The organism is Owenweeksia hongkongensis DSM 17368 (assembly GCF_000236705.1).
In the GTDB taxonomy this organism is placed as follows: domain Bacteria; phylum Bacteroidota; class Bacteroidia; order Flavobacteriales; family Schleiferiaceae; genus Owenweeksia; species Owenweeksia hongkongensis.
The window spans coordinates 3,248,444-3,259,482 of record NC_016599.1 but is presented as its reverse complement, the minus strand read 5'-3'; the positions used below and the strand labels follow the sequence as shown (position 1 = coordinate 3,259,482).

Below are 11,039 nucleotides of genomic sequence, written 5' to 3'. Positions count from 1 at the left end.
TTTCGGCAAAAGCAATTATGACCACTTTCGCTGAAAAATTTGAACGTGCGTTTCGAGCGATTTTACCATCGCCCTTTACCATAGCTATACTCCTCACTTTATTTACCTTTTTATTAGCGTTGGCCTTTGGAAACTTTCCAGAGGCCCACGCTCGTTTCCCCACCATGCTGCAATATTGGTATGATGGAATATGGTCGGCACCACTGATGGTATTTGCCGTGCAAATGATGTTAATTCTGGTTTTGGGTCATGCCTTAGCTTTAGCTCCGCCAGTAAATAGGACCATTGAATTAATACTTTCAAAAGCAAACACAGCAGCCAGCGTCACTTTCCTGGTGACCTTTACCACCATACTTGTTGCACTTTTCAACTGGGGTCTAGGTTTAATTTTTGGAGCCATCATTGCCAGAAAAACTGCAGAAAAATTTTACCGCGAAGGGAAACCTCTCAACTATCCACTTTTAGGTGCTGCAGGATATATTGGGCTCATGGTATTCCATGGAGGAATCTCGGGTAGTGCTCCTCTTAAAGCGGTAGAAGATGGCCATCTAAAAACCCTCATGTCCGGGATTTCTTCTCCTGAGGTTTTAGCCAAATTACCTTCTTCCATTCCCTTTGACCTTACCGTATTCTCCACCATGAATATTGTTTGTTCCATTGCGCTTCTAGCTATCATCCCTTTTGTTCTTTCACGAGTTGCCTACAAAACTTCCAAACTAGTGCAGCTGCCTTTTCAACTGGATGAACCACAAAAAAAACAAGCTAATGTGACGGGTGCCGAAAAATTGGATAACAGCCGCTGGCTTTCTCTTCTGCTGGCGGTTATTATTTTAGCATTCAGTATTTACCTCGCCTTCACTTCTCAAAGTGGACTTTCATTTCTTACCCCAAATTACCTCAACTTCCTGATGCTTGGTTTGGGCATATTGCTTCATGGCAATTTTGCAAATTATATAAAAGCCATTGAGTCAGCCATTGGTGGTGCGGCCGGCATTCTTATCCAGTTTCCTTTCTACTTTGGAATAATGGGATTGATGAAATCAACCGGCCTTATTGAGCAAATAAGTGGTTTTTTCATTTCAATTTCTAATGAAACCACTTTCCCGATTTTCACATTCTTTAGTGCTGGATTGGTAAATATATTTGTACCCAGCGGTGGCGGGCAGTGGGCTATTCAGGGGCCTATAATTGTAGAAGCCGCAAGTCAACTCAATATTCCGATTGCTAAAAGTGTTATGGCCCTTGCTTATGGCGACCAGCTCACCAATATGTTGCAGCCCTTTTGGGCACTACCCCTACTTGCAGTTACAGGTTTAAAAGCGAGAGAAATTCTTCCTTACACACTTTTGATGCTATTAATGGGACTGGTGATTTTTATTACTGTCCTTCTGATTTTTTAAATACTTTTAGTCTCCTTAATTTTTAACCTCATTTCTACTCAATGGATGACCTTTCAAGCTGGTGGTTTGCGCTAGACACTTTAGATAAAATTTACTGGGGCTTAGCCATCCCTTCCTCACTTATGTTTCTTTTTCAATTGATTACCACATTCATTGGTGGTGCGTTTGATACAGATTACACCGACCCCGATCTGGAAATAGAAAATGATGGAGGTGTGGGCTTTCAGTTTTTCACCTTCAAAAACATGGTGGCCTTTTTCGTGCTATTTTCCTGGACAGGTATAGCAAGCCTCGATTCTGGCTACAGTATGCTCACTACCATTATTATTTCAGTGGTTTCTGGTTTAGCAATGATGACCATTATGGCCTTCATGTTTTATCAAATTTCTAAACTGCATCAATCCGGTACTTTAAAAATTGCAAGAGCCGTTGGCAAAATTGGCGAGGCCTACTTAAGAATACCAGGTGGCCGCGGTGGTTTCGGAAAAATACAATTAACCATCCAAGGGTCGGTTCACGAATTTGATGCATTGACCGATCAGGAAACCGATATTCCCACAGGAACGATAATCCAAATCACTGAAGTGATTGACCAAAATAAAATGCTCGTAATAACTAACTCACCTAAAAAGCAAAATCCATGAGTCCAATTTTCTTGATTGCTATCGCTGCTGCGATACTCTTTATTTTCATCCTTATTTTTTCGCTGGTAAAGCGATACAAACGATGCCCATCTGACCGCATACTTGTGGTGTATGGAAAAGTTGGCTCCAACGTAGAGGGCAACCTTTCGGCAAAATGTATTCATGGTGGTGCCGCCTTCGTTTGGCCCATTATTCAGGATTATGCCTTTTTGGACCTTACCCCTACAAGCATTGAGGTAAATCTTACCAACGCCCTTAGCCGCCAGAATATCCGTGTGGATGTACCTTCTCGTTTTACCGTGGGTATTTCTACCGAGCCGGGTGTAATGAATAATGCTGCTGAGCGTCTTTTAGGATTGACCCAAGCACAGGTTCATGATTTGGCAAAAGACATCATTTTCGGTCAGCTGCGTTTGGTGGTAGCTACCATGGACATTGAAGAAATCAACAATAACCGTGATAAATTTTTGGCCAATGTAGCTTCAAACGTAGAAGCGGAATTGAAGAAAATCGGTCTTAAACTGATTAACGTAAACGTAACCGACATCAAGGATGAGAGCGGTTATATTGAAGCTTTGGGTAAGGAAGCTGCTGCAAAAGCAGTGAATGATGCCCGAAAAAGTGTGGCTGAAAAAACCCGTGATGGATCTATCGGTGAAGCTAATGCTCATCAGGAAGAGCGTGTAAAAGTGGCTCAGGCAAATGCCAGTGCAAATATTGGTGAAGCTAGTGCAAACCAGAATGAACGTATTCAGGTTTCTGCTGCCAATGCCCAAGCCCTTATCGGGGAAGCAGATGCTCAAAAAACAGAGCGTATTCAAACCTCCGAAGCCAATGCTCGAGCTGTAGAAGGTGAAAACACGGCAAAAATTACCATAGCCAACTCTGATGCAGCACGTAGAGAAGCTGAGGCTGAAGCTAATAGAGTAGCTATTGCAGCTGAAAAAGTAAAACAAGCACAAGCTCTTGAAGAGGCTTATCGCTCGGAAGAGAAAGCCGAAGAAGCCCGTGCGGAAAGAGATAAAGCCACGCAGTATGCTAACGTGGTAATTCCTACCAGCATCGACAAGCAAAAAGTAGAGATTGACGCTGAAGCGGAAGCAGAACGTATCCGTAGATTGGCCCGTGGTCAGGCGGATGCGATTTATGCCAAACTAGAAGCTGAGGCACGCGGTAACTACGAATTACTGAGCAAGCAGGCAGAAGGTTTCAAAGAGTTAGTTAGCGCAGCTGGCAGCGACCCTCGTGATGCCTTTATGCTATTGATGGCCGAAAAACTTCCGGATATTATCAAAACTCAGGTGGAAGCCATCAAGAATATTAAGATTGACAAGGTTACCGTTTGGGACTCTTTGGGTAAAAATGGTGAAGGCACCAACACCTCCAATTTCCTTTCGGGAATGTATAAGTCCGTTCCTCCATTGGAAGACTTGTTTAACCAAGCCGGACTGCAATTACCCGATTACCTAAAAGGTAAAACTGTAGACCAGGAGGCCAAAGAAGCTACAAACGACAAACCAGAAAACAACTCTAACGAACCCGAAGGAACAGAAGAGAAGTAATGTATGCCCGTATACCAACTAGGTAAAGAATTATGGTTTCCTCCAGAAGAGGAATATGACGAACATGGCGTAGTCGCCATAGAAGGCGATCTGAGTACAGATCGCCTTCTTTTGGCTTATAGCTCTGGTATTTTCCCTTGGTATAATGAGGACGAACCCATCATGTGGTGGTGTCCCGAAAAGCGCATGGTGCTCAAACCTTCTGAGGTAAAAGTTTCTAAAAGCTCTCGCAACCTCCTTAACCGAAACCTTTTTAAGGTAACTTTTGACACCGCCTTTGAAGAAGTAATTGAAGCCTGCCAAAACACTCCCCGAAAAGATCAGGAGGGCACTTGGCTAAACGATGAAATGAAAGCCGCCTACATTGAACTTCACCGCCTTGGGCATTGCCACAGTGTAGAGTGTTGGCAAGATGACCAACTCGTTGGCGGACTTTACGGCACTGCCGTGGGCAAAATATTTTGTGGAGACAGCATGTTTAGCCGAGTGAGCAATGCCAGCAAAATTGGCTTTATCACGCTTGCGCGAAAATTGGAAGAATTGGATTTTATTCTAATTGATTGCCAGGTGTACAATGATTATTTAGCATCACTTGGCGCTTATGAAATTCCGAGAAAGGAGTTTTTGGAGATTGTGAGGGGGAATCGCAAATAATGCTATTTATAATAAAATTAATATTCATGCTGTCAACTAACTCACATCTAACCAACAAGTTAAATAATTAGTATATTGGTCTAACTAAAGACTAACCTCATGCTACATTCATTTTTAACTTGGTGCTTTATACTATCACTGCTGACTCCAACTACTATTATTTCACAACCCAAACGAACATGGTTACAAACTGTAAGTAACTCCGGTAGTAGCACAATACATACAATAGATACAGATACATCAGGAAATATTTATGTTTCAGGAATTTTCTCCGGCACATGTGACTTTGACCCTGGCCCAAGTACTCATTTTGAAACTATCGCCAATAAGGGTTTTTTCATATATAAGTTGGATTCAAATCACATTCTACAATGGGTAACCGTCACAGAAGGTTTAGGTCGAGCTAGGTTTGGACAAATGTCGGTATCCGATAATGGAGAAGTAGCGCTTACTGGAGGGTTTTTCGGAACTAATAACGACTTTGATCCAAAAGGAAATGGTCTTTATCTTCATTGTAGCGGTGGCTTAAGTGCATTTATAGCGAAATGGGATAACTCGGGCTCCTTTCGGTGGGCTTATGCATTTGATGCAGGTGGTGATCAATATGGTACTGCTGTAGACTTTGATGCATTCGGAAACTTAATTGTTACTGGTAGGTATGTTTTCACTATTGATTTTGATCCAGGACCCGACTCGGTAATTCTTCATGCCAGCCCATTTGGATCTTGTTTTGTCCTAAAATTCACTATTCAAGGAAACCTTACTTGGGCAAAGGAAATACGCGGTAGCGGTGCAGAAGCTAGTTCTGCTTTAATGGTTGCTAGCAATGGTGACATTTTAATAGGTGGCGAATATTCGGAAAGTGCTGATTTTGACCCTAATTCTACCACCTATTTCCTTACCACAGGTTCGGTACAAAATCTAAAGGGATTTGTAGTGAGGTGGACCGCTGACGGAAACTTTATTTGGGTAAAACCAAGTGGAGGTCTAGTTTATAGCCTTGATGAGGATCTTAATAACAATATTGTGGCTTCAGGGACTTTTTGGGGCACATCAGACTTCTCTCCAACCCCAACAAAGCATGAGCTAACTTCTCTAGGGGGTGTAGGGAATGGTTTTACTCACAAACTAAGGCCCAACGGTGATATGGTCTGGGTTAGAAACACATGCCCTGCAACTGGGTTCGGAACAACATCAAAAATTATTACTGATGATGCATCAAATATCTACACAACAGGCTCCTATGCGGGAACAGCTTATTTTGGACCAGCCAACTCAAGACAAATTATACCTACCAGAGGCCAAGATGATACCTATATTTCAAAATTAGACTCAAATGGTGTTTTCAAGTGGGTCAAAACGATTGGATATAGCGGCAGTGCATACGGTGGGGCTATATTAAACACTAACCCTGGAGAGGTTTATTTTAGTGTGAACTTCGACTCATCTATTGATGTAGACATTACTACATCAGATAGCATCATTACCTCAGCTGGAGGTAAAGACTTTGTAATACTGAGGTTAGAAGAAAATTTATCGTCAATTGGGCAGATAGAGTCCAACCAAATTGGTCAAGAGGTTAGTATTTTCCCAAATCCAACCAATGGTAGTTTAACTTTAAGTATTCAGCACAAATCTGAGTTATTAATTATTAATATATATAATTATTTAGGAAAAAAGTTAAGTGAGCAAAGCTTCTTCAACAAGCGCCAGTTTGACTTGAACATTCTAGGGGCGCCTGGACTTTATTATATTGAAATAATCAGCGACAACTCAAGAGTTGTTGTACCCGTCACTAAAAAGTAACTCCGCTGTCGCATGAATCCTTTCGTGTGACATATACTAAATATAAACTATGTCGTGCCGCGGGCACCCTGGCCATTAACATAATATTTTGATCTACCATAATGTCGCTTCTCTGGAGCTTCATCAAAATCAGTTCTATCTGCTGCATCCATTTCATCCGCGCGCCTTTTTCACACCATGGCACTTTTGAAAATGCAGACATCAAAGATGCCTAGCATATGGAGTAAGCGAGATGAATGTTGAATGACTTTCCCCTAAATTACCGCCTTAATGAATTTGAACTCTCATTACTTATATATCCTAATAGCCGATAATTAAGATGTGACTGTAATAACAACCAAAAAAGCTCCTTAGGTAAAAACCCAAGGAGCCTCCTCATTCCAATTATCCAAATTACTCAATTGTAAATCTGGTCATTTGCTCACCAGTTGATGAGTTTGCTTTTAAAGTGTAAACTCCTTTAACCAAAGCAGAAATATTCACAGCTTGGGTAGAACTTCCTTCGCCCATAACTTCCAGTACTTTTGAGCCATTTAGATTATACACTTCAATATGTTTTACATCATCGCCTGATTCAAAACTTACGTTTATTACATCCTTTGCTGGATTTGGAAATATGCTAATTTGAGCCATTTCAGTCTCGTTTATCCCAACTGTTCCCGATTCTATAAAGCTCATTGCATTAATATAATAATAACCCGTTGGGTTATCTGTAGCGTTTGGCACGGCAGTAACGGTAATCTCTAAGGATCCATCCGACTTAGGCACAACACCATTTACCCAAACCATAACTGGAGTAGTAACTCCTATTACCAAACTTGCACTATCCTGTACTGCGCCATTTACGATGTATTTTGTTTCACGATTTGAGATGGGATAACGCGAACCATAGAAGCCAAAACTATATACTTTGCCAGGGTTCAAGCCATTAAGAGTTAATCCCCCGGTAGGCTGCTGCATCCCAAAAGCCAATTGAGTATTTCCATAAAAGTAATCGTTTGAAACCTCTTTCGGATAGTTTGGATCATTAGAATTTCCACCCGCTCCGTCCATGCTAAAGGAATCTGTAACCGCAATAGAAATACCTGTTAAGTTTCCTTTACAGTCATTCAGATCTGCAATTGCACCTACCTCGTAATCCGTAAGATTATTCCACGGTGCCGGAGCGGTTTGCATGGTCTCGCCAAAATCAATATTTACAGTATCAATTTGGGCTGTCGCAGCCCCCATAAAGCTCACTAATGTGAGTGCCAAAAAAGAATATTTTTTTATCATCATGAATTTATTTGGAGGCTGAAATTATCTTTAAAAAAAGCCTTAACCGCTTACCATTTATTATTCGTAGACACACACCCTATCAAACGGTATATATTTCTTTGAAAAGACTACTTAGGAAAATAGTTTAAGAGCCAAAACCCTGCTCTGGCAAAAATCCTATCTGGTGATATTAACAATCTCTTTTAAATGTCGTGCCGCTGGCACTTTGGCCATTAACATAATACTTTGATCTACCAAAACATCGCTTCTCTGGAGCTTCATCAAAATCTGTAATATCCGCAGCATCCGTTTCATCCGCGTTCCATTTTCTTCACCGCAGAGCCGCCAAGTGCGCAGAGTAAGTGCCAAGAGCAACCCGAAAAAATTAACCCAATCTGTGACTTTAAGACTTTTCTTCCAATTTCCTTTGCTCCTTAGGGACCTGCTCCGAAGGATTACGGAGCTTTGCGTGAAAAACCGTTTTCCCAAATTCCCCATCTTAGCACCTCAATTTCTCACGCATGAAAACCGCCACCGTAGCTGTATTAAAAAAAGAACTGGCTCATTATTCCCAACCCGAATTGATGGAGCTATGCCTTAGATTGGCGCGATTTAAAAAGGAAAACAAGGAGCTCCTTACCTACCTCATCTTTGAAGCTGGTAATGAGGAAGCCTACATCGGAAGTGTAAAAGCACAAATGGATGAGGCCTTTGCTGACATTAATTCCACCAGCATGTACTATGTCAAAAAGAGTGTGCGCAAGATTCTCTCCGGGGTAAAGAAAAACATTCGCTACTCACAAAAAAAGGAAACTGAAGTGGAGCTTCTTCTGTACTTCTGCCGCAAACTGCGAACTATGAAGCCAAGCTTTACCAAAAGCCCAATTCTAAGAAATACCTTTCAAACCCAGCTGAGAATGATTCGCAAAGCAATGGAGAAACTTCATGAAGATTTGCAATACGATTATGGTGTGGAGTTGGAAAGGTTGGAATCTTAAGGCCTGTAAAAATAGACAGCCCCTATCCTTTTATTCAGCAATTTGAAGTTTACACATTGATTTCTCAAAGAGATCGTTTCTTTGTACTACAATTAGAATAAGCATGATGAAAGTTGAAATTTGGAGCGATGTGATGTGCCCATTTTGCTACATAGGCAAAAGACGATTTGAAAAGGCACTTAGCAATTTTAAACATAAAGACGATATAGAAGTAGTTTGGAAAAGCTTTCAGCTGGATCCCACTACAGTGACTAACCCGGCCCTTTCGGTAACGGAAGAACTGGCTCGCAAAAAAGGTTGGACTCTAGAGCAAACTCGCGAAATGAGCGCTCATGTTACCAAAATGGCCGAGGGTGAAGGTTTGCATTATGACTTTGACAAAGCCGTTGTGGCAAACAGTTTTAATGCACATCGACTTTTGCAGTTTGCCAAAACACAAGGTAAAGGTGATGCTTTGAAAGAAGCCCTTTTATACGCCTATTTCACCGATGGCAAAAACACGGATGATACAGCAACTCTTCTCGAGCTGGGTTTAAAAGCCGGTTTGGAAAAAGAAGAAGTAGAAAAAGTACTTTCTGATGAAAGCCTATTTGCAGATGCCGTAAATAAAGATGTGGCCGAAGCACAGCAATTGAGAATTTCTGGAGTTCCATTTTTTGTGCTTGATAAAAAATATGGAATAAGTGGCGCCCAAGAACTCATGGTATTTGAGCAAAATCTTGCCAAAGCTCACGAAGAGTGGAAAGCTACACAGACTACAACCACAATCGAAACTATTGAAGGCGAAGTATGCCGCCCAGATGGAACCTGTGATTAAATCAATGATTCCTACTCATATTAAAATGCCTCTTGAAAATATCAAGGGGCATTTTTTTTACCTTGACAAAAACCTACTGACAAACTGCTGTCACCAGACACCTATACTTTTGGTGTAAACTTTAAAAAAACACAGCAGTACAATGGAAACACAAGCAATGGAACAAGTAAGTCAAGTAATTAGCCCCGAACAATTTTTAGCCCACTGGCAAGGACACCGCAGCCTTACCCGAAGAGTAATTGAAGCTTTTCCCGAAAAGGATTTCTTTGAATTTTCGATTGGTGGGATGCGCACGTTTGCACAGCTCACTATGGAACTTTTGGCAATAGGCGCCCCTGGAATCAGAGAAATTGCTACTGGCAATTCTGAAAAGCTGGATGAGCATTTTGACCATAAAAACAGTAAAGCCAACATCCTTAAAAAATGGGATGAGGATACTGAGGAAATAAACAAATACTGGGCTCAGGTGCCTGTGGAAAGATTTCAGCAACACCTTAAGTTATTTGGCCAATATGAAGGGACTGGAACTTCGCAAATATTCTATTTTATAGATAATGAAATTCACCATCGTGGTCAGGGGTATGTTTATCTGCGCGCCTTGGGAATTGAGCCTCCATTCTTTTGGGAGCGTTAGTATCTCCTCTCCCGAAACTGCTTTATAACAGTTTTGACATCTCCTCAACGAGGGTTTAGAATTAACAAAATTGTAAAATGAACAAACGCGTTTTAGTTTTTAAAACTTCGGTAAACGAAAACCGGGAAGTAGAAAAACTTCGCCCGGTGCTAAACGGAATTATAAGCCAAAACGAAAAGTGGAATTTTGACCTGGAGGATTGTGACAACATCCTCCGGGTTGAATCTCCCGAACTAAAGGCGGAGCACATTCGCGAAATTTTATCGCTCAATGGTTTTGATTGCCGGGAATTGCCCGATTAGATTCTTGCCAGAGTTCGCTCCAATATTTCCTTTACCCTATCCTTTAATGTTTCAGGTTCTAAAATGGTGGCAAACTCACCAAACATGAGATACCAACGAGCAAAGCCATTATTCACATTATTTGTCATAAAGGTCAATTCTACTTTATCACCTACCTCTTTTTCAGAAACAAACCCATAAAAATCACGCTCATACTTCATGAATCGACTCATGTTTTTCTCCACCAAAACCCTAACCTTTTCCCTGTTATCTGTATTTGGCTCATTTCTGTAATCGTCAATGCTACCATGGATTTTGGTAAAAATGTCATCTGTACTTTTTATACCCTTTATCCTATCGGTTCTAAACTGGCGGTAGTCCTTTCGTAAATGGCAATACGCCATTAAGTACCAAAAGTTATGTTCGTGAAATAGCCCAACTGGTTCAATACTTCTTTGGGTAAGTTCATCTTTATGAAAAGATTGATAGCTCAACCAAACCTGGCGTTTCTCTGCAATGCTCTCAAAAATTATCTCAAGTGCATTAGGTATTTCTTTGTTGAATAATTCCTCTCCACCATTTACCTGCACTTGCGATTCCAGCGCATCTACCCAATCCTTTTCGCTGCCGCGTAAAACAGACTTCACTTTATACATGGCCGATTCATGATAGGCTCCCAAAGATTTATCCATAAACCTCTGCATCAATTTTTCTGCTGCTACAAAGCTTCCGGCTTCTTCTCTAGTAAACATCACTGGTGGCAAGCGATAGCCGTCCATTATAGAATAACCCACGCCTGCTTCGCTTACAATGGGCACACCTGAAGCTTCCAATGTGCGGATGTCGCGATAAATGGTGCGAAGGCTCACCTCAAAGCGATCTGCTAAATCCTGAGCTTTTACAATTCGTTTGGATTGCAGCTGAATCAGGATGGCCACTATTCTATCAAATCGCTTGGGAGTTTCGGTGCTCATGAAGTTTTAAAC

The 11,039-nt window shown here is 41.3% G+C and carries 11 protein-coding genes; 9 read left to right on the top strand and 2 right to left on the bottom strand.

Features of this window, described 5'->3' with window-relative positions; translation table 11 throughout:
• Window positions 1-17: 17 nt before the first annotated feature.
• From OWEHO_RS14315 to OWEHO_RS14295, 5 genes are all read left to right on the top strand, one after another.
• Window positions 18-1,400, top strand: coding sequence for a short-chain fatty acid transporter (locus OWEHO_RS14315; RefSeq protein WP_014203206.1), 1,383 nt, complete (start codon window positions 18-20; stop codon window positions 1,398-1,400).
• Between the two features lie 41 nt (window positions 1,401-1,441).
• On the top strand, window positions 1,442-2,044 hold the full coding sequence (locus tag OWEHO_RS14310; protein ID WP_014203205.1) for a hypothetical protein: 603 nt from the start codon (window positions 1,442-1,444) through the stop codon (window positions 2,042-2,044).
• Complete coding sequence (locus tag OWEHO_RS14305) at window positions 2,041-3,606, top strand: flotillin family protein (RefSeq protein ID WP_014203204.1); 1,566 nt, start codon at window positions 2,041-2,043, stop codon at window positions 3,604-3,606. Before OWEHO_RS14310 ends, OWEHO_RS14305 begins: the two co-directional genes overlap by 4 nt.
• 3 nt (window positions 3,607-3,609) lie before the next feature.
• Window positions 3,610-4,260 (top strand): leucyl/phenylalanyl-tRNA--protein transferase, encoded by a 651-nt coding sequence (gene aat / locus OWEHO_RS14300; RefSeq protein ID WP_014203203.1) that lies wholly within the window; start codon window positions 3,610-3,612, stop codon window positions 4,258-4,260.
• Window positions 4,261-4,359: 99 nt separating this feature from the next.
• A complete protein-coding gene (locus OWEHO_RS14295; RefSeq protein ID WP_014203202.1) occupies window positions 4,360-6,066 on the top strand; it encodes a T9SS type A sorting domain-containing protein in 1,707 nt (568 codons plus the stop codon).
• Window positions 6,067-6,459: 393 nt separating this feature from the next.
• Here the strand turns inward: OWEHO_RS14295 and OWEHO_RS14290 are convergent, their stop codons facing one another.
• Window positions 6,460-7,344: a T9SS type A sorting domain-containing protein gene (locus OWEHO_RS14290; protein WP_014203200.1), complete on the bottom strand. Its 885-nt coding sequence runs from the start codon at window positions 7,342-7,344 to the stop codon at window positions 6,460-6,462.
• A gap of 500 nt (window positions 7,345-7,844) precedes the next feature.
• On the opposite strand from OWEHO_RS14290, the gene OWEHO_RS14280 reads away from it, so the two are divergent.
• From OWEHO_RS14280 to OWEHO_RS14265, 4 genes are all read left to right on the top strand, one after another.
• A complete protein-coding gene (locus tag OWEHO_RS14280; protein ID WP_014203199.1) occupies window positions 7,845-8,321 on the top strand; it encodes a hypothetical protein in 477 nt (158 codons plus the stop codon).
• Window positions 8,322-8,424: 103 nt separating this feature from the next.
• Window positions 8,425-9,138 (top strand): DsbA family oxidoreductase, encoded by a 714-nt coding sequence (locus OWEHO_RS14275; RefSeq protein ID WP_223252693.1) that lies wholly within the window; start codon window positions 8,425-8,427, stop codon window positions 9,136-9,138.
• A 142-nt stretch (window positions 9,139-9,280) separates the two neighbouring features.
• Window positions 9,281-9,772 carry a DinB family protein gene (locus OWEHO_RS14270; protein ID WP_014203197.1) on the top strand — a complete coding sequence of 164 codons (492 nt, stop codon included), beginning with the start codon at window positions 9,281-9,283 and terminating at the stop codon, window positions 9,770-9,772.
• 77 nt (window positions 9,773-9,849) lie between these two features.
• Window positions 9,850-10,074 carry a hypothetical protein gene (locus OWEHO_RS14265; RefSeq protein WP_014203196.1) on the top strand — a complete coding sequence of 75 codons (225 nt, stop codon included), beginning with the start codon at window positions 9,850-9,852 and terminating at the stop codon, window positions 10,072-10,074.
• Here the strand turns inward: OWEHO_RS14265 and OWEHO_RS14260 are convergent.
• Window positions 10,071-11,027: a helix-turn-helix transcriptional regulator gene (locus OWEHO_RS14260; protein ID WP_014203195.1), complete on the bottom strand. Its 957-nt coding sequence runs from the start codon at window positions 11,025-11,027 to the stop codon at window positions 10,071-10,073. The genes OWEHO_RS14265 and OWEHO_RS14260 overlap by 4 nt on opposite strands.
• Window positions 11,028-11,039 lie beyond the last annotated feature (12 nt).

Excerpts from the sequence above, each read along its gene's own strand:
- OWEHO_RS14315 (WP_014203206.1), top strand. The coding sequence starts at position 18 with ATGACCACTTTCGCTGAAAAATTTGAACGTGCGTTTCGAGCGATTTTA.
- OWEHO_RS14305 (WP_014203204.1), top strand. The coding sequence starts at position 2,041 with ATGAGTCCAATTTTCTTGATTGCTATCGCTGCTGCGATACTCTTTATT.
- OWEHO_RS14270 (WP_014203197.1), top strand. The coding sequence starts at position 9,281 with ATGGAAACACAAGCAATGGAACAAGTAAGTCAAGTAATTAGCCCCGAA.
- OWEHO_RS14295 (WP_014203202.1), top strand. The coding sequence starts at position 4,360 with ATGCTACATTCATTTTTAACTTGGTGCTTTATACTATCACTGCTGACT.
- OWEHO_RS14280 (WP_014203199.1), top strand. The coding sequence starts at position 7,845 with ATGAAAACCGCCACCGTAGCTGTATTAAAAAAAGAACTGGCTCATTAT.
- aat (WP_014203203.1), top strand. The coding sequence starts at position 3,610 with ATGCCCGTATACCAACTAGGTAAAGAATTATGGTTTCCTCCAGAAGAG.
- OWEHO_RS14265 (WP_014203196.1), top strand. The coding sequence starts at position 9,850 with ATGAACAAACGCGTTTTAGTTTTTAAAACTTCGGTAAACGAAAACCGG.
- OWEHO_RS14310 (WP_014203205.1), top strand. The coding sequence starts at position 1,442 with ATGGATGACCTTTCAAGCTGGTGGTTTGCGCTAGACACTTTAGATAAA.
- OWEHO_RS14260 (WP_014203195.1), bottom strand. The coding sequence starts at position 11,027 with ATGAGCACCGAAACTCCCAAGCGATTTGATAGAATAGTGGCCATCCTG.
- OWEHO_RS14290 (WP_014203200.1), bottom strand. The coding sequence starts at position 7,344 with ATGATGATAAAAAAATATTCTTTTTTGGCACTCACATTAGTGAGCTTT.
- OWEHO_RS14275 (WP_223252693.1), top strand. The coding sequence starts at position 8,425 with ATGATGAAAGTTGAAATTTGGAGCGATGTGATGTGCCCATTTTGCTAC.